25 protein-coding genes are annotated in these 24964 nt (G+C 68.2%); 4 read left to right on the top strand and 21 right to left on the bottom strand.

The window, feature by feature from the left end; translation table 11 throughout:
• Positions 1 to 17: 17 nt before the first annotated feature.
• The 3 genes from AWC24_RS19465 to AWC24_RS19455 all read right to left on the bottom strand — a co-directional run bounded on the left by AWC24_RS19465 (position 18) and on the right by AWC24_RS19455 (position 2908).
• Positions 18 to 824, bottom strand: coding sequence for an MlaE family ABC transporter permease (locus tag AWC24_RS19465; RefSeq protein ID WP_085088292.1), 807 nt, complete (start codon positions 822 to 824; stop codon positions 18 to 20).
• 136 nt (positions 825 to 960) lie between these two features.
• Positions 961 to 1779 carry an enoyl-CoA hydratase/isomerase family protein gene (locus tag AWC24_RS19460; RefSeq protein WP_085088289.1) on the bottom strand — a complete coding sequence of 273 codons (819 nt, stop codon included), beginning with the start codon at positions 1777 to 1779 and terminating at the stop codon, positions 961 to 963.
• Positions 1769 to 2908 carry a phosphotransferase family protein gene (locus AWC24_RS19455; protein WP_085088287.1) on the bottom strand — a complete coding sequence of 380 codons (1140 nt, stop codon included), beginning with the start codon at positions 2906 to 2908 and terminating at the stop codon, positions 1769 to 1771. Before AWC24_RS19455 ends, AWC24_RS19460 begins: the two co-directional genes overlap by 11 nt.
• Positions 2909 to 2986: 78 nt before the next feature.
• Between AWC24_RS19455 and AWC24_RS19450 the strand changes: the two genes are divergently transcribed.
• Together AWC24_RS19450 and AWC24_RS19445 are read left to right on the top strand one after the other, a co-directional pair.
• Positions 2987 to 4483 carry an acyl-CoA carboxylase subunit beta gene (locus tag AWC24_RS19450; protein WP_085088445.1) on the top strand — a complete coding sequence of 499 codons (1497 nt, stop codon included), beginning with the start codon at positions 2987 to 2989 and terminating at the stop codon, positions 4481 to 4483.
• Positions 4483 to 4872, top strand: a complete 390-nt coding sequence (locus AWC24_RS19445) for a lipocalin-like domain-containing protein (RefSeq protein WP_085088284.1) — start codon at positions 4483 to 4485, stop codon at positions 4870 to 4872. The genes AWC24_RS19450 and AWC24_RS19445 overlap by 1 nt, the downstream gene beginning before the upstream one ends.
• Here AWC24_RS19445 and AWC24_RS19440 read toward each other — a convergent pair.
• The 12 genes from AWC24_RS19440 to AWC24_RS19385 all read right to left on the bottom strand — a co-directional run bounded on the left by AWC24_RS19440 (position 4859) and on the right by AWC24_RS19385 (position 17087).
• Positions 4859 to 5827: an NADPH:quinone oxidoreductase family protein gene (locus tag AWC24_RS19440; protein WP_085088281.1), complete on the bottom strand. Its 969-nt coding sequence runs from the start codon at positions 5825 to 5827 to the stop codon at positions 4859 to 4861. The genes AWC24_RS19445 and AWC24_RS19440 overlap by 14 nt on opposite strands.
• Entirely contained in the window at positions 5827 to 6426 is a 600-nt protein-coding gene (locus tag AWC24_RS19435; protein ID WP_085088279.1) for a TetR/AcrR family transcriptional regulator, read from the bottom strand. Before AWC24_RS19435 ends, AWC24_RS19440 begins: the two co-directional genes overlap by 1 nt.
• Positions 6423 to 7727 (bottom strand): acyl-CoA dehydrogenase family protein, encoded by a 1305-nt coding sequence (locus AWC24_RS19430; protein ID WP_085088276.1) that lies wholly within the window; start codon positions 7725 to 7727, stop codon positions 6423 to 6425. Before AWC24_RS19430 ends, AWC24_RS19435 begins: the two co-directional genes overlap by 4 nt.
• Before the next feature lie 37 nt (positions 7728 to 7764).
• Positions 7765 to 8523: an SDR family NAD(P)-dependent oxidoreductase gene (locus tag AWC24_RS19425; RefSeq protein ID WP_085088273.1), complete on the bottom strand. Its 759-nt coding sequence runs from the start codon at positions 8521 to 8523 to the stop codon at positions 7765 to 7767.
• 1 nt (position 8524) lies between these two features.
• The gene (locus tag AWC24_RS19420; RefSeq protein WP_085088270.1) at positions 8525 to 9565 is read right to left on the bottom strand and encodes a phosphotransferase family protein; all 1041 of its coding nucleotides are present in this window, start codon (positions 9563 to 9565) and stop codon (positions 8525 to 8527) included.
• 91 nt (positions 9566 to 9656) lie between these two features.
• Positions 9657 to 10832, bottom strand: a complete 1176-nt coding sequence (locus AWC24_RS19415) for an NAD(P)/FAD-dependent oxidoreductase (RefSeq protein WP_085088267.1) — start codon at positions 10830 to 10832, stop codon at positions 9657 to 9659.
• 34 nt (positions 10833 to 10866) lie between these two features.
• On the bottom strand, positions 10867 to 11697 hold the full coding sequence (locus tag AWC24_RS19410; protein WP_085088264.1) for a mycofactocin-coupled SDR family oxidoreductase: 831 nt from the start codon (positions 11695 to 11697) through the stop codon (positions 10867 to 10869).
• Positions 11698 to 11883: 186 nt separating this feature from the next.
• Entirely contained in the window at positions 11884 to 13074 is a 1191-nt protein-coding gene (gene tuf, locus AWC24_RS19405) for an elongation factor Tu (protein ID WP_085088260.1), read from the bottom strand.
• Positions 13075 to 13164: 90 nt separating this feature from the next.
• Positions 13165 to 15267, bottom strand: a complete 2103-nt coding sequence (gene fusA, locus AWC24_RS19400) for an elongation factor G (protein WP_085088257.1) — start codon at positions 15265 to 15267, stop codon at positions 13165 to 13167.
• Between the two features lie 81 nt (positions 15268 to 15348).
• On the bottom strand, positions 15349 to 15819 hold the full coding sequence (gene rpsG, locus AWC24_RS19395) for a 30S ribosomal protein S7 (protein WP_085088254.1): 471 nt from the start codon (positions 15817 to 15819) through the stop codon (positions 15349 to 15351).
• Positions 15819 to 16193 carry a 30S ribosomal protein S12 gene (gene rpsL, locus AWC24_RS19390; RefSeq protein ID WP_013827636.1) on the bottom strand — a complete coding sequence of 125 codons (375 nt, stop codon included), beginning with the start codon at positions 16191 to 16193 and terminating at the stop codon, positions 15819 to 15821. The genes rpsG and rpsL overlap by 1 nt, the downstream gene beginning before the upstream one ends.
• A gap of 264 nt (positions 16194 to 16457) precedes the next feature.
• Positions 16458 to 17087 carry a TetR/AcrR family transcriptional regulator gene (locus tag AWC24_RS19385; RefSeq protein WP_085088251.1) on the bottom strand — a complete coding sequence of 210 codons (630 nt, stop codon included), beginning with the start codon at positions 17085 to 17087 and terminating at the stop codon, positions 16458 to 16460.
• 154 nt (positions 17088 to 17241) lie between these two features.
• Between AWC24_RS19385 and AWC24_RS19380 the strand changes: the two genes are divergently transcribed.
• Positions 17242 to 17619 (top strand): DUF3060 domain-containing protein, encoded by a 378-nt coding sequence (locus tag AWC24_RS19380; protein WP_085088248.1) that lies wholly within the window; start codon positions 17242 to 17244, stop codon positions 17617 to 17619.
• Complete coding sequence (locus AWC24_RS19375) at positions 17616 to 18014, top strand: DUF3060 domain-containing protein (protein ID WP_085088245.1); 399 nt, start codon at positions 17616 to 17618, stop codon at positions 18012 to 18014. The genes AWC24_RS19380 and AWC24_RS19375 overlap by 4 nt, the downstream gene beginning before the upstream one ends.
• A 30-nt stretch (positions 18015 to 18044) precedes the next feature.
• Here the strand turns inward: AWC24_RS19375 and AWC24_RS19370 are convergent, their stop codons facing one another.
• The 6 genes from AWC24_RS19370 to AWC24_RS19345 all read right to left on the bottom strand — a co-directional run bounded on the left by AWC24_RS19370 (position 18045) and on the right by AWC24_RS19345 (position 24836).
• Entirely contained in the window at positions 18045 to 18803 is a 759-nt protein-coding gene (locus tag AWC24_RS19370; protein ID WP_085088242.1) for a crotonase/enoyl-CoA hydratase family protein, read from the bottom strand.
• A complete protein-coding gene (locus AWC24_RS19365; RefSeq protein ID WP_085088238.1) occupies positions 18800 to 19534 on the bottom strand; it encodes a PaaX family transcriptional regulator C-terminal domain-containing protein in 735 nt (244 codons plus the stop codon). The genes AWC24_RS19370 and AWC24_RS19365 overlap by 4 nt, the downstream gene beginning before the upstream one ends.
• Before the next feature lie 5 nt (positions 19535 to 19539).
• Complete coding sequence (locus AWC24_RS19360) at positions 19540 to 20475, bottom strand: crotonase/enoyl-CoA hydratase family protein (protein ID WP_085088234.1); 936 nt, start codon at positions 20473 to 20475, stop codon at positions 19540 to 19542.
• A 15-nt stretch (positions 20476 to 20490) separates the two neighbouring features.
• A complete protein-coding gene (locus AWC24_RS19355) occupies positions 20491 to 22140 on the bottom strand; it encodes an acyl-CoA dehydrogenase family protein (protein ID WP_085088231.1) in 1650 nt (549 codons plus the stop codon).
• A gap of 342 nt (positions 22141 to 22482) precedes the next feature.
• Positions 22483 to 23241 (bottom strand): deoxyribonuclease IV, encoded by a 759-nt coding sequence (locus AWC24_RS19350; protein WP_085088229.1) that lies wholly within the window; start codon positions 23239 to 23241, stop codon positions 22483 to 22485.
• A gap of 125 nt (positions 23242 to 23366) precedes the next feature.
• Positions 23367 to 24836, bottom strand: coding sequence for a glutamate-cysteine ligase family protein (locus tag AWC24_RS19345; RefSeq protein ID WP_085088442.1), 1470 nt, complete (start codon positions 24834 to 24836; stop codon positions 23367 to 23369).
• Between the last annotated feature and the right edge of the window lie 128 nt (positions 24837 to 24964).

Here is a 24964-nt window from a genome sequence, read left to right as displayed (position 1 = left end):
CGCAGCGACGCCACGGCTCAGCGCGCCGTCATCTTGATGCCGATCGCGGTGACCACCACGTTGACGACGAACAACGACATGAACGCGTACACCACCGTCTCGTTGACGGCGTTGCCGACGGCCTTGGCGCCGCCGCCGGAGATCGTCAGGCCGCGGTAGCAGGCGACCATGCCGGCGATCAGGCCGAACAGCGCCGCCTTGATGCAGGAGATGATCAGCTCGGGCACCCCGGTCAGCAAGGTGATGCCGGCCGCGAACGCGCCGGGGTTGACGTCTTGGACGAAGACCGAGAACACGTAGCCGCCGAGGATGCCGATGATCACCACCAGGCTGTTGAGCAGCAGCGCCACCAGCCCGGCGGCCAGCATGCGCGGCGTCACCAGTCGCTGCACCGGGTTGATGCCCAGCACCTCCATGGCGTCGATCTCTTCGCGGATGGTGCGCGAGCCCAGGTCGGCACACATGGCGGTGGCGCCCGCCCCGGCCACGATCAACACCGTGACCATCGGCCCGACCTGGGTGACCGCCCCGAACGCCGCGCCGGCACCGGAGAGGTCCGCCGCGCCGAGCTCACGCAGCAGGATGTTCAGGATGAAGCTGACCAGCACCGTGAAGGGAATCGCCACCAGCAATGTGGGCGCCAGCGACACCCGGGCGACGAACCAGGACTGCTCGAGGAACTCCCGCGCCTGAAACGGGCGCTTGAACAGGAACCGCACCGCGTCCACGGTCATGGCGAAAAGCCCCCCGACCGCCTGCATCGGCTCCGACAGTCGCCCGATCGCCAGCTGCGGGGACCACGAGGTCAGGTCCTTGATCCCCATAGCGGCAGACCCCCTCTGAGAACGCTCGCGGCACGATGCGAGTGGATACTATCGGATTCAAGGATTGTGCGATAGCTGCTTCTAGTTTTTTTGCACACCCATTCTCATTTAGAGCAAACGGCTCATCTTTACTCGTCTACAGTCGGCCTTCGACGCGCAAATCCGGATGCACCCAGTCCGGCGACCGGCGCTCCTTGAACGACCGGAAGCCCTCGACGGCCTCCGGCGCGCGCAGGCTGGCGCTCATCCCGATCCGGTCGTAAAGCCCGAGGTAGGCATCCAGGCTCGACTTGACCACGGTCCGAGCGGCCGGCGCCGTCCGGCAGCACTGCGCCAGCACCTCGCGCGCGGCCTCGGCCAGGTCGTCATGCGGGACCACCCGAGCCACCATCCCCCAGTCCAGTGCCTCCTGGGCGCCGAACGTGCGGCCGGTGAACATCAGATCGCGGGTCCGGACCGGTCCGACCACCCGCGCCAGCATCTGGCTGTAATAGGTGTCGGCGATGCCGCGGAACAGCTCGGGAACCCGGAACGTCGCCCGGTCGCTGACCACCGCGACGTCGCTGCACAACGCGATCTGCAGCCCGCCGCCCTGACAGAGCCCGTTGACCGCGGAGACGACCGGTTTGACCGAGGTGCGCACGGCATCGAACGGGGTGACGTCCATGCCCAGTGCGGACCCGAAGGTGATCCAGTCGTCCGCCCCGCCGCCGCCCATGTCCCCGCCCGGTGCGAACACGTCGCCGGTGCCGGTGATCAACAACCCGGCCAGCTCGGGGTCCTCGTTGACCCGGCCGACCGCGTACCGAATCCCGAAGTACATCGCAGGCGTCATCGCGTTGCGGGCCTCGGGGCGGTCCAGGGTGCAGACCGCGATCGGCCCCTCGCGCCGAAACGACAGGAACGGCGTTCCGAGCCAATCACCCTCGGGGGGTCGCGGCGATTCAGCCGTCATGTGCACAGACCTCTCCCACCAGTTCCAGCGTGTCCAGGTCGCGGATCGCCTGACAGGCCCGCCGCAACATGGTGACGAACATGTCGTCGCCGCGGTCGGTGCCGGTCGCGAAGACCAGCCCGAACGCGCAGATCAACGGGGCCTGCAACATTCCGAACCGGTAGTCCTGCCAACAGGTTTCCCAGTCATAACCGGTCACCCCGTGGCCGAGCAGCGCGTCGTGGTAGGCGGTGACCAGATCCTTTTCGATCGCCGACCGCAGCTCGGGCCGCAGGCTCGTCGCGGTGAAGTAGGCCAGATCCCGGGCCGCCAGCCCGACGCCCAGCGTCTGCCAATCGACCACCCAGATCTGCTTCTCATCCCGACTGAACAGCATGTTGTCGAGCCGGTAATCGCCGTGGATCAGCGCGAACCGGCCGAGCGGCGCCGACACCCACGGCGTGATCAGTCCCAGTGCGGCCGTCAACGTCTCACAGTCGGCGTCGCCGAGTTGGCCGCCGAGCCGCTCCACGGTGGTCTCGGCGCACATCCGGGCGATGTCGCCCATGCCCTTGGCGCCGGCCTCGTCCAACTGGGCCATCGCCAGACCGGGGAACGTCAGCCACTCCTGGCCGCACCAGGTGGGCGCGTGCAGTCCGGCCAGCGCGGTCACCGCCAACCGCGCCTGCCGCTCATCGCAACCCGCGATCTGATCGCCCTGTACCGCGGGCGCGCGATCTGCGAGCAGCAACGCATACTCGGTTGCATCAGCATTGATTTCGCAGTGGAAGCACTCCGGAATCGGTATCCGGACGCGGTCGGCGACGTCTTGGTAGAAGGCGCACTCACTGCGGTATCCCAGCACGACGCGATCGCGGACGGCATCGTCGCCGGCCGGGAGTTTGATGACGAAGGTGCCGGGCAGCTCGCCGGGGTCGTCGGTATAGCGAGCCGTCACCCGGTAGGTGGCCCCGGTCTGACCGGTGCCGACCGGGACGACGTCGACCGAAGCCACCTCGACCGGTTCCCCCCGGGCACTCAATACCGCCGAGAGCCAGTCGCTGGTCACGTCGTCCGGATACCGCGGAATCGGCCTGCCCGAAGTCACCGGCCACACTCCGGCGCAACGGAACTCATACCGCAAGTCCATTCGGGCAGCCACTTCCAGCCATGCCGGGAGACGTTACAGTAAGAATTTCAGTATGGTCAACGAATGGAGACTCCGCAGATGACGAACGCCCAGGGCTGGCAGGAGACGCTGGAGGATCTGGACCGGCGGCGGCAGCACACGCAGGCCATGGGCGGCGCCGAGCGGGTGGCCAAACACCGCGGGAAGGGCAAGCTCGACGCACGGGCCCGGATCGCGCACCTGCTCGACCCGGGAACATTCCGTGAGTTGGGCACCATGGTCGGCGCCGAGATCGCCGCCGACGGGATCGTGGTCGGGTCCGGGGAGATCAACGGCTCCCCGGTGATGGTCGGCGCGGAGGACTTCACCACGCTGGCGGGCAGCATCGGCCCCGGCGGCAACGCCAAGCGGTACCGCATCGCCGAACTGGCGCTGCGCGACAAGATCCCGCTGGTGATGCTGCTGGAGGGCGCCGGATTCCGCCCCACCGGCGAGCACTACGGACGCACCCCGACCGACCTGCTGGCCCAGGCGCACTGCTCGGGCCGGGTGCCGACCGTCGCCGCGGTGCTGGGCCCCTCGGCCGGACATGGCGCCCTGGTCGGTCCGGTCTGCGATTTCCGGATCATGAGCCCACACGGCGCGATCTTCACCGCCGGGCCCCCGGTGGTCAAAGAGTCGACAGGCGAAGAGATCTCGAAGGAGGACCTGGGCGGCCCCGAGGTCGCTTTGAACAGCGGCGTCATCCACAACCTCGCCGACGACGACGCGGCGGTGCTCGACGACATCCGCCGTTATCTGTCCTACTTCCCGCCGAGTGCCTGGTCGTACCCGGCGGCGCTGCCCGGCGACCCGGCCGGCGAATCGAGGCCCACACCCGAACTGCTCGACATCGTGTCGCGGGATAATCGCCGCGTCTACGACATGCGCTCGGTGCTCGACGTCGTCTTCGACCGGCCCGACTGGTTCGAGGTGCAGCCCCGGTTCGGCCGCGCCATCATCTGCGCGCTGGCCCACCTCGGCGGCCATCCGGTGGCGGTGGTCGCCAACCAGCCGCAGGTGCTGGCCGGCTCCATCGACACCGACGCCGCCGACAAGGCCGCCCACTTCATCACGGTGGCCGATTCGTTCCACCTGCCGATCGTGTTCCTGGCCGACAACCCCGGCATGCTGCCCGGCAGCCGATCCGAGCGTGCCGGGGTGCTGCGGGCCGGCGCCCGGATGTTCGCCGCCCAGACCGCGGCCACCACCCTGAAACTGCATCTGACCCTGCGCAAGGCCTACGGTTTCGGCTCGATGGTGATGTCACTGCTCGGATTCGACTCGCAGGTGGCCACATTCGCCTACCCGGGCGCGACGATGGGGGCGATGAGCGCCGCCGCTTTGAGCGCAGCGTCGCACGCCGGCGAGGACCTGGCGGCCAAGCTGCGCGACACCGAGCTGCAGGCGTCCTATCACTCGGCCAAGCAACTCGGCTTCGACGAACTGATCGACCCACGCGAGACCCGCGATGCGCTGCTCAGTGCCCTGCGGCGCGGTCTTTCCAGCCGGCAGGCCGTCGCCGAACCGGTGACCCGAACCGTCATCATGCCCTGATGGGCACCTTGCGCGACGCGATCCTGGGCGGCTGGGAGTTGTCGTCGATGGAATCCCGCGACGTCGACACCGGGGCGGTATCGCACCCGATGGGCTCGGCGCCGCGCGGCCTGATCCTCTACACCGGCGACGGCTATATGTCCGCGCAGCTCGTTTCGGGCGACGATGCGGCGCTGCGCCAGTACATCGCCTACGGCGGCCGGTTCCGGGTCGACGAGGACACCGCCACCGTGCACCATCTGGTGAGTATGTCGATACTGCCGGAGTTGCTGGCGGCGCCGCAGTTGCGTCAGGCCACCGTCGACTGCGACCGGCTCACCTTGTCGGCGACCACCACCAGCGACGGTGTGACGAGCCACAACACGCTGGTGTGGGTCAGACGTCGATGATGATCTTGCCCACGGCCTTGCGGTCGGCCACGTAGCGCAGCGCCGCCGCGGTCTCGGTCAGGTCGAAGCGGGCGCCGATGTAGGGGCTGACCTTGCCCTCGGCGAACAGCTGCCGCAGTTCGGCCAGGTCGCGCTCGTTCTCCGCCGGGAAGTCGTCGGCGAACGTCCGGATCTCCATGCCCTGCACCGTGATCCCCTTGAGCATCACCAGGTTCAGCGGGATGGCCGGGATCGAACCGGCGGCGTAACCGAGCGTGACGAAGCGGCCGCCGCGGGCCAGGCTGCGCAGCGCCGGTTCGGCATAGGGCCCGCCGACCGGGTCGAGCACCGCCTGCGCGCCGTCGCCGGTGATCTCCCGGATCCGGACCTTGAGATCCTCCCGGTCGTAGTCGATCACGGCTTTCGCGCCGCGTTCGGTGCACACCGCGAGCTTCTCCGGGCTGGATGCGGCGGCCAGCACCCGCGCGCCCAGCGTCACTGCCAGGTCGACCGCCGCGAGCCCGACACCGCCGGCCGCGCCGAGCACCACCACCCAATCCCCTTCGCCCACTTGGGCGACCGAGCGCAGCGCGTGATACGCGGTGCGATAGGTGACGCCGAATCCGGCCGCGGCCGCGTAGTCGATGCCGTCGGGGATCGCGGTCACCGCCGCGGCGGGCAGCAACGCCTGCTCGGCGAAGGCGCCCACGAACGAGGTGCCGACCACCCGGTCGCCGGGGCCGAACGGCACCCCGTCACCGGCCGCGATCACGTCGCCGGCCAGTTCGCTGCCGGGCGTGAACGGGGTAGGGATCTTCAGCTGGTACTTGCCGTCGATCATCAGCACGTCGGGGAAGTTGACCGCCGCGGCCCGCACCCGCACCACCATCGTGCCGGGCCCGGGCGTGGGGTCCGGAAGCTCTTGGAGCACCAGGTTTTCCGGCGGTCCGTACTGTTGGCAAACGATTGCGCGCATCAAACTCCCAGTCCCCGTAGACAGAACGCCACCAGATGGTCGACATCGGCCCGCTTGGGCTGGGCGATGCCGCCCAGGTAGCGGCGCATGGCGGCCAGTGTGCAGGTGAAAACGATATCCGCGTCCCGGCTCGGGTCGCGGCCCCCGAGTGCCGCTACCGGTTCGGTGAGCAGATCGCGCAGCGGCGCCAGGATCTCGTCATCGGAGACACCGGTGGCCGTCAGCTGGGAACTGGCTGCGCGACTCAGGCTCAGCAGATGCGGGTCGGACACCTGCGCCACCGTACCGCGGATCCACCGGGCCACCTTGCCGGCCGGCGTGGCCTCCTTGGCCAGTTGGTGTTCCAGATAGGAGACGACGATCGCGACGCCGCGCTCCATCACCGCCTGGAAGAGTTCGTCCTTGCCGGTGAAGTACCGGTAGAACGCCTTGTTCGACGATCCGGCCTCCGCGACGATGTCCGACACCCGCGGCTCGTCGGGCGCCACCCGTGCCAGCACCGTCACCGCGGCCGCCAGGATGCGTTCCACCTCGGCGGTCGCCTGCCGCTGGCGGTCGTCGAGCGCGCGGTGAACAGCCGCGTCGACCCGGGTGCTCACGTCCGGGGCACCGCGGGAATCCGGTCGACCAGGTCGCCGTACTTGGCGCGGGCGGCCTCGATGCGGTTGTCCAGGAATTCGCTGGGCCACTCCGGATCCTCGGCCTCGTAGCCTTTGAGCAGGAGCCGGGCCAGGTTGACCTTGTGCGCCTCGGTGGGCCCGTCGGCCAGCCCGAGTGCCACCCCGCCCAAAAGCACGTTCACCAGCGGCAGCTGCTCGGTCAGCCCCATCGCGCCGTGAACCTGGATGGCGCGCAACCCGATCGATTTGAGGAGCTGCGAGGCCAGGATCTTGCACACCCCGATCTCGGCGCGGGCGGCATGCTCTCCCGCGGTGTCGATCAGCCACGCGGCGTGCAGCACCGTCAACCGGAAGGGCACCAGCTCGGCATAGGAGTCGGCGATGAATTCCTGCACCAGCTGCTTGTCTGCCAGCGAACTACCCTGGGTGAAGCGGCTTTTCGCGCGCCGCGCCATCATGTCGACGGCGCGTTGCGCGACCCCGATCGAGCGCATGGCGTGATGCAGCCGCCCCCCGGCCAGCCGGTTCTGCAGGATCAGGAACCCCTGGCCCGGCTCACCGAGGATCGCCTCGGCCGGTACCCGCACGTCGTCGTAGCGCACCAGCGAGTGCCCGGCCTCATGCGGATGGGAGCCCACCAGGTGGTGGGTGGCCTCGACGACCAGGCCCGGCGTGCCGGCCGGGATCAGGAACGTCGACGCGCCGCGGTGCACCGGCACGTCCGGGTCGGTGATGGCCACCACGATGAAGAACGAGGCCACCGAAGCGTTGGAGGAGAAGTACTTCCGCCCGCTGATCACCCACTGATCACCGTCGCGCACCGCCTTGGTGGTGAACACCCGCGGGTCGGCGCCGCCCTGCGGTTCGGTCATCGAGAAGCAGGAGAAGATCTCCCCGGACAGCAACCCGGCCAGATATTCGTCCTTCTGCTCAGTGGTGCCGAAGCGGGCCAGGATCTCGGCGTTACCGGTGTCGGGAGCCTGGGTGCCGAACACGATCGGTGCCCAACTCGACCGGCCCAGGATCTCGTTGATCAGGGTCAGCTTGACCGCCCCGAAGCCCTGGCCGCCGAGTTCGGGACCCAGGTGCGGCGCCCACAGCCCCTGCTCGCGCACCCGGTCTTTGAGCGGGTCGACGATGCGGCGCCGTTCGTCGTTCAGCGGCAGATACTCGCAGCCGGGGAACAGCACCTCGAGCGGTTCCACCTCGTCGCGCACGAACGCCCGGATCCAGTCGAGCTTGGCCTCGAATTCCGGTTCGGTCGAGAAATCCCACGCCATCTTTTCGCTCCTCTCAGCGGTGGTCAGGTTTGAGTGATCAGGAGCCGCCGTCGGCCCGCACGATCGAACCGGTGGTGAAACTCGACGCGTCCGACATCAAAAACAGTGCGGCGCCGACGATCTCCGGTGGGTTTCCGGCGCGTTGCAACGACGCTGACCCGAACGGATTGTCGGCTTCGGTGAAGTTCCACGCCTTGGAGATGTCGGTCAGGAACGGCCCGGGCATCAAGGTGTTGACCCGCACCGTCGGGCCGAACGCCTGGGCCAGCGCTTCGGTCATCACGTTGAGTCCGGCCTTGGAGGCGGCGTAGGGGATGAACGACGGGTGCGGGCGCAGCGAGCCGTGCGTGCTGACGTTGATGATCGAGCCCCGGCCGGCGGCCACCATGCGTTCACCGACCAGGGCCGAGAGCCGGAACGGGCCCTTGAGGTTGAGGTTGACCACCGCGTCGAACATCTTCTCGGTGACGTCGGTCTGTTTGGCGTAGACCGGGGACATGCCCGCGTTGTTGACCAGTACGTCGACCCGCCCGAACCGTTCATAGGCCGCGTCGACCAGCCCGTCGAGCTGATCCCAGCGCCCGACGTGCGCGGCGTAGGGCATGGCGGTGCGCCCGGTCTGGGCCTCGATCTCGGCGGCGGTGGCCTGGCATGCGTCGAGTTTGCGGCTGGCGATCACCACGTCGGCGCCGCAGCGGGCGGCTGCCAGCGCCATCTCGCGGCCCAGCCCGCGGCTGCCGCCGGTGACCAGTACCACCCGGTCGGTCAGGTCGAACAGTTCGTCGGCATACCCCATGTCAGGCTCCCGTCGACGAGCGGGCCAGTTCGGCCGCGGTGGCGATCAACTGCGGGATCATCGGGCCCATCGCGGCCGCGATCTTCGGGTCGACCCGATCACCGGTGACCGAGGCGGCGTAGGTCTTCTCCAGCACGATCCCGAGTTTCCAGTTGGCCAGCACCAGGTAGTAGTCGATGTTCTCCGTCGACAGCCCGCTCACCTGCTCGTAGCGGTCCAGCAGTTCGCTGCGGGTCGGCATTCCGGCGAGATCGGCGTAATAGCCCTGGGTGCGCGGGTTCTCGCCGTCGTAGCCCAGCAGCGCCCAGGCCAGGTCGAGCAGCGGATCGCCGATGGTGGTCATCTCCCAGTCGATGATCGCGGCGAGTTTCGCCGGGGCGCCGTGGGCGTACATCACGTTGGCGAACTGGTAGTCGCCGTGCATGATGCCCGGGGTGTAGTGAGCGGGACGGTTGCGACGCAACCAGTTCGACGCGTCGTCGAGGCCGGGCAGCTCGCGCACCCGGTAGCTGTCCAGGAAGGCCAGCCAACGGTCCACCTGGCGCTCGTGAAATCCGTCCGGTCGGCCGAACCCTTCCAGCCCCTGCGCTCGCCAGTCCACCCGGCCGAGCCGGGCGGCGCCCTCGACGAGTTCGAAGGCCAGACCGCGACGGGCGGTCAGGTCCGCATCGAACGGGGCCGGCCAGGCGTTGCCGGTCGAGTTCCAGCCGTCCACCTCGGCCATGACGTAGAACGGTACGCCGAGCAGGTCGCCGGCGTCGTCGGCGGCGATCAGCTCCGCGTGCGGGACGTCGGTGCCCGCCAGGGCGCGCACCAGCCGGATCTCGCGCCGCAACCCGTCGATGCGGGCTGCGTCGGCGCGGGCGCCCGGCATCCGCAGCACCATGGTGGCCTCGGCCCGGTGCAGTCGGAACAGGGTGTTCTGCGAGCCGCCGGTCAGCGGTTCCAGCGTCGGGGTCTCGCCGTCACCGGGGGCGCCGTTGGCGTCGAGCCAACGTCCCAGCGCCACCGCGTCGAGCCGGGTTCCCTGTCCACCGTCCATCGGCCGCACCTTTCACTCTCCATACGGAGAATACCGTTCTCCATGGAAAAGGGAAGGGCTGCCCGTGGCTGCGCTGGGACCGCTGCCCCGGTTACGGGTTGAGGATCTCGGAGATCGGGGCGCCGTCGGCGATCTTGGCCCGCGCCCCCATCACCTTGGCGGGGCGGCCGGCGCCCACCACCCCGGAAAGCGCGCCGTCGCGCTCGTAGTAGGCCAAGAACTTGTGGCCGTCGTCCTCGACCAGGTGCACGGTGTCGGTGGCCTTCGGCTCACCCAGGCACTGGATCTTGACGTCGTACTGGTCGCTCCAGAAGTACGGCGGCACCGCCACGTCGTGCAACGACTCCCGGCCCAGCATCGTCGGCACCATCACCCGCACCTGGGTGACCACGTTGCTCCAGTGCTCCACCCGGACCTCATGCCCGTCGCCGCGCCAGAACGCCACGTCGCCGACGGCCCACACGTTGGGTGTGCTGGTGCGCCCGGTCAAGTCGCACAGCACCCCGTTGTCGATCTCGATACCGCTGCCGTCCAGCCAGCCGGTCGCCGGATGCGAGCCGACGCCGAGCACCACCAGGTCGGCGGGCAACTCCGTGCCGTCGGCGAGCACGACCGTCTCGACGCGCCCATCACCGCGTACCTCCGCGACCCCGATGCCGCCGCGGACGTCGACGCCGTTGGCCCGGTGCAGTCGTGCCACCAGTTCGCCGATCTGCTCACCCAGCACCGCGGCCAGCGGGGTGGGCTGCGGCTCGACGAGCACCACCTCGACGCCCAGCTTGCGCAGGCTGGCCGCCGCCTCACAGCCGATGAAACCGGCGCCGATCACCACCGCGCGCCGTGCCGCGGCCGCGTCACCGCGCAGCACCAGGCTGTCCTCGAAAGACCGGACCACCCGGATGCCGTCCAGGTCGCCCAGGCTGGGGATGCGCCGCGGCACCAGGCCGGTGGCGATGACGAGCTGGTCGTAGCCGAGCACGGTGCCTTCGGCCAGGGTCACCGTCTGCGCCGCGATGTCCACTCCACGCGCGCCGCAGCCCAGTCGCAGGCCGATGTCGTGGCCGGCGTAGAACTCCGGCGGTTCCAGGGTGGTGTCGTCGCGTTCGCCGCGCAGCACGTCTTTGGTCAGTGGCGGCCGGTCATACGGCGCGCGGGTCTCGTCGGAGACGATGGTGATCGGCCCCGAATAGTCCTCGCGCCGCAGTTCCTCGGCGGTGCGCACGGCGGCCAGGCCGCCGCCGACGATGACGATCCCGTGTTCGGGCACGTCGCTCCCCCTAGTTGTGGTCCCAGCAGAGCGCTCAGTATTTCAAAGCGCCCTTGTCGACCGGGATCTGCACACCCGTCAGGACTCCGGAGCCCTCACCGGCCAGCCAGACGACCACCTCGGCGACCTCTTCGGAGCTCATGAAACCGTTGGGATGCAACGGCATCGGGGGGAAGGCGTGCAGGAAGTCGGGGTGCGCGCCGAAGATCTCGGCCATCACCTGCGGCTCGATCATCGGGGTGTCCACCGAGTAGGGGTGAATGGAATTGACCCGGATCCCGTGTGCGCCGACCTCCAGCGCCAGGGTGTTGGTCAAGGCCACCAGGCCGTACTTGGACGCCGCGTAGTGGCCGTTGCCCGGCGTGGCCTTCAACCCGGCCGAGGAGCTGACGATCACGATCGACCCGCCGTTGCCGGCCTCGATCATCGCCGGCACCGAGGCGCGGATGGTGCGCCAGGTGCCGGTCAGGTTGACGTCGATGACGGTGTTCCACTGCTCGTCGGTGAGCTCCCACAGCCGGCCCCAGCTCAGCACCCCGGCGTTGGCCACCACGACGTCGAGCCGGCCGAACTGCTCCACCCCGTCGGCGACCAGGCCGCGCAGCGCGGCGTCGTCGCGGACGTCGAGCGTGCGGGCCAGCACCTTGCGGCCCTGCGCCTCGACCCCGCGGACCGTCTCGGCGAGTTCGTCGGGCGTGGCGGCCGGATAGGTGATGCACTCCGATGCCGGCGCGCAGATGTCGGCGGCGATGATGTCGGCGCCGGCGGCCGCCAACCGGATCGCGTGCGCCCGACCCTGGCCGCGCGCCGCGCCGGTGACCAAAGCCACTTTGCCCTGCAGGTTGTGCTTCTCGTTCTCACTCACGCGACGAGGCTAGCAGCTGAAAATGGAACCTGTTCTAGGCGGCTGCCGCGCCCGACGTATTCGGGGCCGCCGTTCGCCGACTGTGCGGTTTGGACGGGGAAAAGCCGCTTTTGCCGACCAAACCGCCCACTCGAGACACGCAAAAGCCCCCGACCTGAGTCGAGGGCTTCTGCGTCGAGCCGAAAACTACTTGATGATCTTGATGACCCGGCCGGCGCCGACGGTGCGGCCACCCTCACGGATCGCGAACCGCAGACCCTCGTCCATGGCGACGGGCTGGATCAGCTTCACGCTCATCTCGGTGTTGTCACCGGGCATCACCATCTCGGTGCCCTCCGGCAGGCTCACCACACCGGTCACGTCGGTGGTGCGGAAGTAGAACTGCGGACGGTAGTTGGTGAAGAACGGCGTGTGCCGGCCGCCCTCGTCCTTGGACAGGATGTAGGCCTGGCCCTCGAACTCGGTGTGCGGGGTGGTGGTGCCGGGCTTGACCACAACCTGGCCACGCTCGACGTCCTCGCGCTTGATACCACGGATCAGCAGACCGACGTTGTCACCGGCCTGACCCTGGTCCAGCAGCTTGCGGAACATCTCCACACCGGTGACGGTGGTCTTGGTGGTGGTGGTCTTGATACCGACGATCTCGACGTCCTCGTTGACGTTGATCACGCCACGCTCGACACGACCGGTGACCACGGTGCCACGACCGGTGATGGTGAACACGTCCTCAACCGGCATCAGGAACGGCTTGTCGGTGTCGCGGACCGGGTCCGGGATGGACTCGTCGACGGCCTCCATCAGGTCCTGAACGGACTTGACCCACTTCTCGTCGCCCTCGAGCGCCTTCAGCGCCGACACCCGGACCACCGGGGCCTCCTCGTCGAACTCCTGGGCGGCCAGCAGTTCGCGGACCTCCAGCTCGACGAGCTCGAGCAGCTCCTCGTCGTCGACCATGTCGGACTTGTTCAGCGCCACCAGGATGTAGGGCACACCGACCTGACGGGCCAGCAGCACGTGCTCGCGGGTCTGCGGCATCGGGCCGTCGGTGGCCGCGACCACCAGGATCGCGCCGTCCATCTGGGCGGCACCGGTGATCATGTTCTTGATGTAGTCGGCGTGGCCCGGGGCGTCGACGTGGGCGTAGTGCCGCTTCTCGGTCTGGTACTCCACGTGGGAGATGTTGATCGTGATGCCACGCTGCCGCTCCTCGGGAGCGTTGTCGATCTGGTCGAACGCGCGCGACTCGTTCAGTTCCGGGTACTTGTCGTGCAGAACCTTGGTGATAGCCGCGGTCAGCGTGGTCTTGCCGTGGTCAACGTGACCGATGGTCCCGATGTTGACGTGCGGCTTCGTCCGCTCGAACTTCGCCTTCGCCACTTCATGTCCTCCTGGACTTGTTGGTGCTGGGTTACAGCAGGTTTGATGTTTTCCAGTTTGTGCCACCGTAGCGGCATGGGCGGGTGGTGCTTATTCGCCCGTCGCCTTGGCGATAATCTCCTTCGCCACCTGCGCCGGCACTTCGGCGTAGGAGTCGAACACCATGGAGTAGTTCGCCCGGCCCTGGGTCTTCGACCGGAGGTCTCCGACGTAGCCGAACATCTCCGACAACGGCACCTGCGCCTTGACGACACGCGCACCGCTGCGCTCCTCCATGGCCTGGATCTGACCACGGCGGGAGTTCAGGTCGCCGATCACATCGCCCATGTAGTCCTCGGGCGTGGTGACCTCGACGGCCATGATCGGTTCCAGGATCACCGGCTGCGCGGCGGCGGCAGCCTTCTTCAGCGCCTGCGAGCCGGCCACCTTGAAGGCCATCTCGGAGGAGTCGACGTCGTGATATTGACCGTCGAGCAGGGTGACCTTCAGGTTGACCAGCGGGTAACCGGCCAGCACGCCGTACTGCATGGCGTCCTGGGCGCCGGCGTCCACCGCAGGAATGTACTCGCGCGGGACGCGGCCACCGGTGACCTTGTTCTCGAACTCGTAGGTCGCACCGTCTTCGCCGGTGAACGGCTCCAGGGTGATGATGACCTTCGCGAACTGACCCGAGCCACCCGTCTGCTTCTTGTGGGTGTACTCGACCTTCTCCACCGTCCGCTTGATGGTCTCCTTGTAGGCCACCTGCGGTTTGCCGACGTTGGCCTCGACCTTGAACTCCCGGCGCATCCGGTCCACCAGGATGTCCAGGTGCAGCTCGCCCATGCCGCCGATCACGGTCTGGCCGGTCTCCTGGTCCAGGTGCACCTTGAAGGTCGGGTCCTCCTCGGCCAGCTTCTGGATCGCCAGACCCAGCTTCTCCTGGTCGCTCTTGGTCTTGGGCTCGATGGCGACCTCGATGACCGGCGCCGGGAAGGTCATCGACTCCAGCACGATCTGGTTGTTCGAGTCGCACAGCGTGTCACCGGTGGTGGTGTCCTTCAGCCCGATCATCGCGTAGATGTGCCCCGCCGACGCCGAGTCGACCGGGTTCTCCTTGTTGGAGTGCATCTGGAACAGCTTGCCCAGCCGCTCCTTCTTGCCCTTGGTCGAGTTGACCACCTGCGTGCCGGACTCCACCTTGCCGGAGTACACCCGCACGTAGGTGAGCTTGCCGAAGAACGGGTGGACCGCGATCTTGAACGCCAGCGCCGAGAACGGCTCGTCGATGCTGGGCTTGCGGCTGATGACCTCGTCTTCCTTGCCGGGCACGTGGCCCTGCACCGACTCGACGTCCAGCGGCGACGGCAGGTAGTCGATCACCGCGTCCAGCATCGGCTGCACGCCTTTGTTCTTGAACGCGCTGCCGCACAGCACCGGGTAGAGCTCCGAGGAAACCGTCAGCTTGCGGATACCGGCCTTGATCTCCTCGACCGAGAGCTCCTCACCGCCGAAATACTTCTCCAGCAGTGCCTCGTCCGTCTCGGCGACGGCTTCCAGCAGGGCGGTCCGGTACTCGTCCACCTTGTCGGCCAGGTCGGCCGGGATCTCGACGGTCTCGTAGGTCTCACCGAGCTTGGTCTCGCCGCGCCAGACCTTGGCCTTCATCTCGACCAGGTCGACGATGCCCTCGAAGTCGTTCTCCGCGCCGATCGGCAGCTGGATGACCAGCGGGCGCGCGCCGAGGCGCTCTTCGATGGTGCGCACGGTGAAGTAGAAGTCCGCGCCCAGCTTGTCCATCTTGTTGACGAAGCAGATCCGCGGCACGTCGTACTTATCGGCCTGCCGCCACACCTGCTCGGACTGCGGCTCGACGCCCTCTTTGCCGTCGAACACCGCAACGGCGCCGTCGAGGACACGCAGCGAGCGCTCCACCTCGACGGTGAAGTCGACGTGGCCCGGGGTGTCGATGATGTTGATCTGGTTGTTGTTCCAGAAGCACGTCACCGCGGCCGAGGTGATGGTGATGCCGCGCTCCTGCTCCTGCTCCATCCAGTCCGTCGTGGAGGCACCGTCGTGCGTCTCACCGATCTTGTAGTTGACACCGGTGTAGTACAGGATCCGCTCGGTCGTCGTCGTCTTACCGGCATCGATGTGCGCCATGATGCCGATGTTGCGGACCTTGTTCAGGTCGGTGAGCACGTCCTGTGCCACAGCAGTCTTCCCACTCTTTCGATAACTTCGATTGCTTGTTGTCGCCGGGCCCGCCCCGTCAATCGGGGTGCCGGCCCCCGTCTACCAGCGGTAGTGCGCGAAGGCCCGGTTCGCCTCGGCCATCTTGTGGGTGTCTTCCCGCCGCTTGACGGCCGCACCCAGGCCATTGCTGGCATCCAGGATCTCGTTGGCCAACCGCTCGACCATGGTCTTCTCCCGGCGGGCCTTGGAAAAGCTGACCAACCAACGCAGTGCCAGCGTGGTCGAGCGTTCCGGACGCACCTCGACCGGCACCTGGTAGGTGGCACCACCGACGCGGCGGCTGCGTACCTCGAGGGCCGGCTTGACGTTGTCCAGCGCGCGCTTGAGCGTGACGACCGGGTCGGTGCCGGTCTTGTCCCGCGCCTGCTCCAGCGCGCCGTAGACGATGCGCTCGGCCAGCGACTTCTTGCCGTCCATCAGGATCTTGTTGACCAGTTGGGTGACCAGCTGGGACCCGTAGACGGGGTCGGAAACCAGCGGACGCTTGGGAGCGGGACCCTTGCGCGGCATCAGCTCTTCTCCTTCTTGGCGCCGTAGCGGCTGCGGGCCTGCTTGCGGTTCTTGACCCCCTGGGTGTCCAGCGAGCCGCGGATGATCTTGTAGCGCACACCCGGCAGGTCCTTCACCCGGCCACCACGCACCAGCACCATCGAGTGCTCCTGCAGGTTGTGGCCCTCGCCCGGGATGTAGGCGGTTACCTCGACCTGGCTGGTCAGCCTGACGCGGGCCACCTTGCGAAGCGCCGAGTTCGGCTTCTTCGGGGTGGTGGTGTACACGCGAGTGCACACGCCACGACGCTGCGGGCTGCCCTTGAGGGCCGCGGTCTTGACCTTGCCGATCTTGTCGCGGCGGCCTTTGCGGACCAGCTGCTGAATGGTTGGCATCTACCGGCTTCCTGTATCGCTGTTCAAAACTCTCTAAATCCTGCTGTCCTGTGCCCTACCGCTACCCCGCGGTCGGGCGTGTCGCATGGGCCGGCTTCGGATTTCTCCGTTGCATAATGGACATGCGAATTAGGCCAGGCGCGCGCGTTATGTCACCAAACGCGCCTCGGTGGCCAGGCACGAGCTACCACAATACCCGCCAGCACTCCGGCAGGTCAAAGCGCGTGGACGCAGGCCCCGGACCCCGCTGGTCCCCTGCCGCCGCTACCCGGTGCGGCTGCCCATCCCCGAGGCCAGCCGGCGCACCATATCGGCGAAGACCGCGTCGGTGTCGACATTGTCCATCACCCCGGTCATCTCCAGCAGCACGAAACCGTGCATGGCCGCCCAGAACTCCAGGGCGGCGTGAAACGCCCGGTCGCCGTCGAGCCCGTAGGACATCAACACCTCGATCACCGGGGCCGCGGCGCGGGTGGCCGCCGCGGTGTACTCCGGGTCCTCACCGCCCAACGGCATCCGGGTGAACGCCGAATAGCGGCCCGGGTGGTGGTGGGCGTAGCTGCGGTAAGCGCCCGCCATCACCAGCACCGCGTCGTCGCGGGCGCGGCCCTGGCCGACCTGGGTCAGCATCTCGAGGATGTCGTCGATGACCCGCATCCGCATCGCGCGGCGCAGGTCACCCAGGCTGTGGACGTGGTTGTACAGCGACGGCCCCTTGGTGCCCAGCTGGGTGGCCAGCGCATTGATGGTCAGGGCGTCCCAGCCCTCGCGGTCGAGGAAGTTCAGTGCGGCGTTGACGATCACGTCCCGGCTCAGCCTGACCGGCCGCGCCGCCGACCTGCCGTTGGCGCGCGAGCGACCACCCGTCGACGACGGGTCTGGTCGAGCTGACATGGTGTTCGCCCTTCGTAGCGTGCGTGCCGGACGGGAGACGGACGTGAGATCAGCACAAAACTCTAATCGACGGGTAGTTGGGGGAACTCGCCTACGGCCGAGCCGGCTCGACGTAAGCTTTGCCGGGATCGCGTCCGTCGAGAGGGGCACGCAGATGAAATGGACCACGGTGGGTGCTGCACTGCTGTGCTTCGCGGCCGGTATGGCGGGCGGCTTGGCCGGCGGCGCCCCGAGTGCGCACGCCGTGCCCGGCGACATCCACGTCTACGGGGTGCACGAGACGCGCACGCTGGACTGCAACGGCGGCACGCTGTTCATCAACGGAGTCAACAACACCGTTCACGCGATGGGCAACTGCTGGGCAGTGACCATGCAGGGCTCGCAGAACACCGTCATCGCAGAGACCATCGTCAACGACGTCACCGTCTACGGCTACGACCAGACCGTCTACTACCACAACGGCGACCCGTTGCTGTTCGACCGCGGGCGTGAGCTGGGGATGACCAACCGGCTGCAACGCGTAGCGGCGTGACCCGCGGGTCGCCACCGCTACGGCGCGCCGCGATCACGACTCTGGTTCTCGGTCTGGTTCTCGGTCTGGCCGGCTGCGACGACGCCACGGATGCGGCCCCGCCGAAGCGGCTGTCGATGAGTTCGAACATCGACACCATCGATTACGGCTCGTTCGGAACGACCTCGGCGGTGGACTGCGCCGACGGCAAATCGCTCAACGTGGCCGGGTCCAACAACCGGTTGACGGTCCGGGGCCGCTGCGAGGCGGTGAACGTCGCGGGCGCCGACAACCGGATCACCGTCGAGCGGGTCGACAGGTCGCTGACGATCACCGGGCTCAACAACTCCATCACCTACCGCGCCGGCGAGCCGACGGTGGACGATCGCGGGTCGGGCAACACCATCGCTCGCTGACCGGCGGCGGTCCGGTCGGGCGCGCGGCGCTCAGGCGTTGGCGCCGTGCCGGCCGGCGCCACCGGCAAACCGGCCCGCCCCCCGCCGCGCCTCGTCGGCCACCCGGGCAAGGCTGCCGAATTCCACATCCATCGCATGAGGTTCGGTCATGCCCCATTGATGCAGCGCCGAGAGCCGATCCGAGCGCAGGCAGCGTTGCGGGAACTCGGCGAGTTCGCCGGCCAGCTGCTCGGCTGCGGCGCGGGCCTGTCCGTTGGGCACCACCCGGTTGGCCAGCCCGATCGCGTGCGCCTCGGCGGCGTCCACGGCCCGTCCGGTCAGAATCATGTCCATGGCCCGACTGTGACCGATCAGCCGGGGCAACCGCACCGTGCCACCGTCGATGAGCGGCACCCCCCAACGCCGGCAGAACACCCCGAACACCGCGTCGGCCTCGGCGACCCGCAGGTCGCACCAGAGCGCCAGCTCCAGGCCACCGGCCACCGCGTAGCCACTCACCGCCGCGATCACCGGCTTGGTCAGCGTCATCCGGGTCGGCCCCATCGGCCCCGGCCCGCTGCGATGGGTCTGATTGGTCTTCTCAGTGCCGAACGCCTTGAGATCGGCTCCGGCGCAGAAGGTTCCGTGGTCCCCCCACAGCACCGCCACGGCGGCGGAGTCGTCGCGGTCGAAGTCGGCGAAGGCCTGGTACAGCGCGGCGGCGGTCGGCCCGTCGACGGCGTTGCGCGCCTGGGGCCGGTCCAGGATCACCGTGGTCACCGCGCCGCTGCGCTCCACCCGGACGTTCATGGCACCTCCACTGTTCGGCCGGCGTCACGCTGCGCGGCCACCTCGTCGACGAACTCCGCGTAACGGCTGCGGATCCGCTCTCCCGGCCAGTCCGGCGGGAGCAGTTCGGCGGGCAGTACCGGATCACGGCGCAGATGGCGGACCATGGCCGCGGCGACGATGAAGCGGCCGGCCGCGTCGGGGGCGGCGGCGATCGCGGCGAGCAGTTCATTGCCGGTCGCCGCCCACCCGGTCAGGTCCCACAGCCTGGCGGCGAGTTCGGCCGGCTGGTCGTCGCGCGCGGTGAGCAGCCTGGTGTGTGCGGTCAGTTCAGCGCCCAGGTCGACGGCGATATTGTCGGGGCGCATCCAGATCCCTTCTCGCAGTTCGGCGAATCGCCGCTCTGCCAGACCGGATCGCAAGGCGGCCCGGGTTCGGGCGTCGCAGCCGATGCTGGTGATCACCGCCGCGAGCCAGCCACCGCCCCAGTGCCGGGTCTGTGGATTCAGCGCCTCGTCCTGCCGGCGCTGGCGCTCGAGCAGCCGTTCGGAGAGCCCGTAGCCCCCGGCGGAGCGGACCAGGTCCCCGGCGGCGACCAGCCGGGTGAGCGCCACCCGCATAGCGGTCTCCTTGATGCCGAATCCCGCTGTGAGATTGAGTAGTTCAGCAGAGGTAGCCGAGGCGGGGTGCGCTCCCAGCAGCACCGACAGCACCACCGAGCGGGCCGTCATGCGCACAGCTGGGTCAGTCATGGCCGCTACACATCCGAGGTCCGCCGGCCGTGGTCCCCGAACGGCTCGTCGCGGTGGCGCACCGCCTCGCGAAACCCGTGTGCCACCGCGTCGGCGACGAACGCATGCCCCTCGGGAGTGTGCCGCGCCACCCCGTCGAACACGGTGCTGACCATCCGGCTGGTCGCCACGCCTTGTTGCTGCAGCGCGGTGTTGAGCGCGAGCTTGGCCATGATGAGCTGGTTGACCGGCATCGCGGCGATGCGCGCCACCAGGTGTTCGGTGCGCTCGTCGAGATCCGCCGGATCGGGGGCCTCGATGGCCAGGCCCCATTCGGCGGCTTGGGCCCCGGTGATGCAATCCCCGGTCAGCAGTAGGCGTTTGGCGCGCTGGTCGCCGAGCCGGTGCGCCCACAACCCGGCCGCGGGCACCCCCCACACCCGGGTCGGCGGGTAGCCGATCTTGGCGTCGGACGCGGCGATCACCTGGTCGGCGTGCAAGGCGATGTCGGTGCCGCCGGCCACGCAGTAGCCGTGAATCTTGACCACAATCGGTTTGTCGGCATACATCAGCGAGGCGAAGCCGCGGACGAACCGGCTCATCATCTGGTAGTCGACCATCGGATCCCACGGCTGATCGGCACGGTGATTGGCCGCCTGGACCTTGCCGTCCAGCACGCTGCCCCGGTAGCCCTCGCCGCCGGCCGACGACGACCCCTCGGCGTAGGCACTCAGGTCGAAACCGGCGCAGAAGCCCTCGCCGCGACCGGACACCAGGATCACGTGCACGTTGGGATCCAGGTCGGCCCGTTCCACCAGCGCCGACAGTTCCAGCGGGGTGTCGGCGGTGATGGCGTTGCCCTTCTCCGGGCGGTCGAAGGTGATCCGGGCGACGCGGTCGGTGACCTCGTAGGTCATCGTCCGCAGGTTGTCGTACTCAACCGGGGCGATGTGGTGTCGCATGAATTCGCCTGTCCCTCAGTCTTTCACCAACGAACGCTCGAGGATCGGCCCCAGATCCAGACCGGCCGGCAGGGTGCCGAACGCCCCGCCCCACTGTTCGTCGAGGCGCGTCGCCAGGAATGCCTCGGCGACGGCCGGGTGGCCGTGGCGTACCAGCAGCGCACCCTGCAGTGCCAAGCAGATGTCCTCGGCGATCTTGCGGGCCCGATACTGCGCCGCGTGAAGGTCACCGCCGAGGTCGCCCAGTTGGGCCTTGAGTGCGTCGATGTGTTCGTCGAGCCGGCGGTCCTGACCGGCCGAGGCGGCCAGCTCGTCGAAGAGTACTGCCACCGAGTCGGGCTGGGTCGCCAACGCGCGCAGGGTGTCCAGGGCGCTGACGTTGCCCGACCCCTCCCAGATGCCCATCAGCGGCGCCTCACGGTACAGCCGCGGCATCATCGAGTCCTCGATGTAGCCGTTGCCGCCCAGGCACTCCATCGCCTCGGCGGCGTGGCCGGTGGCGCGCTTGCATACCCAGTACTTAGTGGCCGCCAGGCCGATCCGGCGCAGCAGCGCCTCGCGGTCCCCTTCAGGTCCGCCCTGGATCGCCTTGTCGGTGGCGCCGGCCATTCGCATGGTCACCATGGTGGCCGCCTCGGCCTCGACCGCCAGGTCGGCCAGCACGTTGCGCATCAGCGGCTGGTCGATCAGGTAGTCGCCGAACGCCTTTCGGTGCTGCGTGTGATAGATGGCGCGAGCCAGCCCCATCCGCATGCTGGTGGCGCTGCCCAGCGCGCAGTCCAGCCGGGTCAGGTTGACCATCTCGATGATGACCGAGACGCCGCGCCCCTCCTCGCCGACCAGCCACGCGGTGGCGCCTTCGTACTCGATCTCACTGGAGGCGTTGGCGTGGTTGCCGAGCTTGTCCTTGAGCCGTTGCAGCCGCATCCGGTTGCGTGTTCCGTCGGGCAGCACCCTCGGCAGGAAGAAACAACTCAGGCCGCCGGGCGCCTGGGCGAGCACCAGGAAGACGTCGCACATCGGCGCGGAGGTGAACCACTTGTGGCCGGTCAGGGTGTAGCTGCCGTCCGCGTTCGGCGCCGCCTGGGTGGTGCCGGCGCGCACATCGGAGCCGCCCTGCTTCTCGGTCATCGACATCCCCGCGGTGATGCCGGCCTTGGTCTCGGGCACCTTGAGCACCGGGTCGTAGACCCGACTGGTCAGCAACGGCTCGTAGGTCTTGGACAGTTCTTGGTTGTAGCGCAGCGCCGGGATGACCGCATAGGTCATCGAGATCGGACAGACGTGGCCGGGCTCGGCCGTCCACACCCCGGTCTGGGCCGCGCGCACCACGTGGGCGCCCGGTCGCGGGTCGGCCCACGGGGCGGCATGCAGGCCGTGGGCGATCGCGGTGCGCATCAACTCGTGGTAGGCGGGGTCGTATTCGACTTCGTCGATGCGGTTGCCGACGACGTCGTGGGTATGCAGGACCGGCCGGTTGCGATCGGCGAGTTCACCCCAGCGCTGCACCTGCCGGGAGCCGGAGAGGGCGCCGAGCTCAGCGACTTCGTCGGCCCCCCATTGGCCGCCCTCACGAATCAGCGCCTCCATGAGGACAGGTGAGGAGGCCGGATTGTAGCCCTGCAGGGGCGGTACCTGATTGGTTACTATATGCGTATCGGCCATGACCGAGTATTACAGTTTTTCTGCGTTTGCACAACGGATGTAATCCCAGCTGGCCGGCAAACAAAACGGCGATCACGGCCCGAGGTCGGGAGGTTCCGGGCCGTGACCGCCGCGCCTATGGGGCGCCGCGCTAAGTGCTGCTCATTCCTGCCGCACCGCAGTCGCGCCGCCAGTCATGGGGATCCTTCCCGCGAAATAAGACGTGTGAGCCACCCTTACCGACGGGGCCTAGCAAATTAATAGCACATTACCAACCGTTTGTCATAGTCTTCAAGGGAAATCAGTCAATACGGATGTGTTTTTGGGTTAGAAGATGACGTGCGGTACCACGCGTCGCCGCGGTCAGCCGAGGCGCTCCCGCAGGAAAGCGATGTCGGCCTTGCGGCCCTCCTCGGCGGTCTCGCAGATGACCGGGGCACCGGCAGCCTTGACGAGGGCGACCAACAGGTCTGGGTCGATCTGCCCGGTGCCGAAGTTGGCATGGCGGTCCCGGCCCGAGCCGGCGGCGTCCTTGGAGTCATTGCAATGCACCAGGTCGATGCGCCCGGTGATGGCCTTGATCCGCTCCACCGCGTCGGGCAGCGACTCACCCGCCGCCCAGGTGTGGCAGGTGTCCAGGCAGAACCCGACCCCGGTCTCGCCGATGTGATCCCACAGCCTGGCGATGGTGTCGAAGCGGCGGGCCATCGCGTGGTCCCCACCGGCGGTGTTCTCCAGGTAGACCGGGACGGTCGTCTCGAGCTGGTCCAGCGCCGTGCGCCAGCGGACGAACCCGGCCAGTGGGTCATCGTCGTCGGCGGTGACATGCCCGCCGTGCACGATCACCGCGACTGCGCCGATGTCGGCGGCAGCGTCGCAGGTCTGCTGCAACACCTTGCGCGACGGGATGCGCACCCGATTGTTCGGGGAGGCGACGTTGATCAGATACGGCGCGTGCACATAGATCGGCAAGCCGGCCTCCCGCAGCTGTGCTGCGTCCGCACGCGGCTTGGGGGCCTTCCAGCTCTGCGGGTTGCCGAGGAAGATCTGCACCGTGTCGGCGCCGTCGGCCGCCGCAGCGGACAACGGATCGGCCGGGCGCACATGGGAACCGATCAACACGGTGGTCAGCCTAGTTCGGCGACGATGCGGGCGAGGGACGAGCCCGCTGAGAAGCCGGACCGTCAGCCCAGTTCGGCGACGATGCGGGCGAGGGACGAGCCCGCTGAGAAGCCGGACCGTCAGGCCTAGTCCCAGGTGTGCACCGGCTCGTTGGTGTGCATCTTCGCGCAGTATCGCCGCAACATCTCCGTCAGCGCGTCCGGCCGGCTCATCCCCTGCGCCTGTAGATCCCGGACCGTCGACACCTGCCAGGTGGCGCCGTTGCGCCCGGTGGCCAGCCGGCCCTCGATGATGCCGAGGAACCGGTCGGACACGTCGGCGGCCACCCCCCAGTCGTCGAGGCCCCGGCGGGCCATCGGCAGCAGTTCGCGCCGGGTCAGCTCCGCGACGCTCACCTCCCCCAGCTCCGGCCAGTACAGCCGGGCATCCATGCCGTGGCGGGCGGCCGCCCGAAAGTTGGTGTGCGCGGCGGCAAAGCTCATCTGGGACCACAGCGGCCGCCGCTGATGCGCCAGGCTGCGCAGCAGCCCGTAGTAGAACACCGCGTTGGCCAGCATGTCGGCCACCGTCGGCCCGGACGGCAGCACCCGGTTCTCCACGCGCAGATGCGGCCGTCCGTCGACGACGTCATAGACCGGCCGATTCCACCGGTAGACCGTCCCGTTGTGCAGTCGCAACTCGGCGAGTTGCGGGGTGCGGCCCTGCGCCAGTTCGGCGGCCGGGTCCTCGTCGGACAGCTCCGGCAGCAGCGACGGGAAGTAGCGCACGTTCTCCTCGAACAGATCGAAGATCGAGGTGATCCACCGCTCGCCGAACCACACCCGCGGCCGCACCCCCTGGTTCTTCAGTTCGTCGGGGCGAGTGTCGGTGGACTGGGCGAACAACTCGACCCGGGTCTCGGCCCACAGCCGGTGGCCGAAGACGTACGGCGAGTTGGCGCCCAACGCCAACTGCGGGCCGGCCAGCACCTGTGCCGCGTTCCAGTGGTCGGCGAACTGCGCCGGCGACACCTGCAGGTGCAACTGCATGCTGGTGCACGCCGACTCCGGTGCGATCGTCGCCGCGTACAGACTCAGCGGTTCCGGCCCGTCGATCTCGATCGCGAGCTCCTCACCGCGGGCGGCGAAGATCGAATCGTTGAGTGCCGCATACCTGGCCGAGTCGCTCATCCAGCCCTTGGCCAGGTGCTCGGGCATCAGTGTGGGCAGGATGCCGATCATCACGATGCGCGCGCCGTCGGCGCGGGCCTTGGCCTCGGCGGCATTGAGACTCGCGCGCACCTCGGCTTCCCAGTCCAGCCCCGATCGTCCGGACAGTGGCCGCGGCGGGACGTTGAATTCGATGTTGTAGGCGCCCAATTCGCGTTGATATGCCGGATCGTCGATCGTGGCGAGCACATCGGAGTTCGACATCGCCGGCCGGTAGTCGCCGTCGATCAGGTTCCCCTCGATCTCCATGCCGGTCAGCGGCTGGGCGCAGTCGAAGTCCGACTGCGCCAACATCGCCTCGAAGACGTCGAGGCACTGCTGGATCTTGCGTCGGTAGAGCTGGCGTCGGGTGCGACCGTAGGGGATGTGGTTCACCTGCTCACCCATACCCACCATCGTGGCTGCGCACGCTTGTGCACGCTGTCGAGTGGGGACCTCACGACGTGACGCCGGATTCCCACTCGGCGTCGCGACCACGAGAAAAGCCCCGGGGCGCACCCCGAGGCTTTTCTCGT

This window comes from Mycolicibacter senuensis, assembly GCF_002101885.1.
In the GTDB taxonomy this organism is placed as follows: Bacteria; Actinomycetota; Actinomycetes; order Mycobacteriales; family Mycobacteriaceae; genus Mycobacterium; species Mycobacterium senuense.
Note: the sequence above shows the minus strand (reverse complement) of the source record. Positions and strands in the feature narration are given on the sequence as shown.

What these genes read in the sequence shown, in the direction of transcription:
- AWC24_RS19465 (WP_085088292.1), bottom strand. Translation starts at nt 824, where the DNA reads ATGGGGATCAAGGACCTGACCTCGTGGTCCCCGCAGCTGGCGATCGGG.
- AWC24_RS19460 (WP_085088289.1), bottom strand. Translation starts at nt 1,779, where the DNA reads ATGACGGCTGAATCGCCGCGACCCCCCGAGGGTGATTGGCTCGGAACG.
- AWC24_RS19455 (WP_085088287.1), bottom strand. Translation starts at nt 2,908, where the DNA reads ATGGACTTGCGGTATGAGTTCCGTTGCGCCGGAGTGTGGCCGGTGACT.
- AWC24_RS19450 (WP_085088445.1), top strand. Translation starts at nt 2,987, where the DNA reads ATGACGAACGCCCAGGGCTGGCAGGAGACGCTGGAGGATCTGGACCGG.
- AWC24_RS19445 (WP_085088284.1), top strand. Translation starts at nt 4,483, where the DNA reads ATGGGCACCTTGCGCGACGCGATCCTGGGCGGCTGGGAGTTGTCGTCG.
- AWC24_RS19440 (WP_085088281.1), bottom strand. Translation starts at nt 5,827, where the DNA reads ATGCGCGCAATCGTTTGCCAACAGTACGGACCGCCGGAAAACCTGGTG.
- AWC24_RS19430 (WP_085088276.1), bottom strand. Translation starts at nt 7,727, where the DNA reads ATGGCGTGGGATTTCTCGACCGAACCGGAATTCGAGGCCAAGCTCGAC.
- AWC24_RS19425 (WP_085088273.1), bottom strand. Translation starts at nt 8,523, where the DNA reads ATGGGGTATGCCGACGAACTGTTCGACCTGACCGACCGGGTGGTACTG.
- AWC24_RS19420 (WP_085088270.1), bottom strand. Translation starts at nt 9,565, where the DNA reads ATGGACGGTGGACAGGGAACCCGGCTCGACGCGGTGGCGCTGGGACGT.
- rpsG (WP_085088254.1), bottom strand. Translation starts at nt 15,819, where the DNA reads ATGCCGCGCAAGGGTCCCGCTCCCAAGCGTCCGCTGGTTTCCGACCCC.
- rpsL (WP_013827636.1), bottom strand. Translation starts at nt 16,193, where the DNA reads ATGCCAACCATTCAGCAGCTGGTCCGCAAAGGCCGCCGCGACAAGATC.
- AWC24_RS19385 (WP_085088251.1), bottom strand. Translation starts at nt 17,087, where the DNA reads ATGTCAGCTCGACCAGACCCGTCGTCGACGGGTGGTCGCTCGCGCGCC.
- AWC24_RS19380 (WP_085088248.1), top strand. Translation starts at nt 17,242, where the DNA reads ATGAAATGGACCACGGTGGGTGCTGCACTGCTGTGCTTCGCGGCCGGT.
- AWC24_RS19370 (WP_085088242.1), bottom strand. Translation starts at nt 18,803, where the DNA reads ATGAACGTCCGGGTGGAGCGCAGCGGCGCGGTGACCACGGTGATCCTG.
- AWC24_RS19365 (WP_085088238.1), bottom strand. Translation starts at nt 19,534, where the DNA reads ATGACTGACCCAGCTGTGCGCATGACGGCCCGCTCGGTGGTGCTGTCG.
- AWC24_RS19360 (WP_085088234.1), bottom strand. Translation starts at nt 20,475, where the DNA reads ATGCGACACCACATCGCCCCGGTTGAGTACGACAACCTGCGGACGATG.
- AWC24_RS19355 (WP_085088231.1), bottom strand. Translation starts at nt 22,140, where the DNA reads ATGGCCGATACGCATATAGTAACCAATCAGGTACCGCCCCTGCAGGGC.
- AWC24_RS19345 (WP_085088442.1), bottom strand. Translation starts at nt 24,836, where the DNA reads ATGGGTGAGCAGGTGAACCACATCCCCTACGGTCGCACCCGACGCCAG.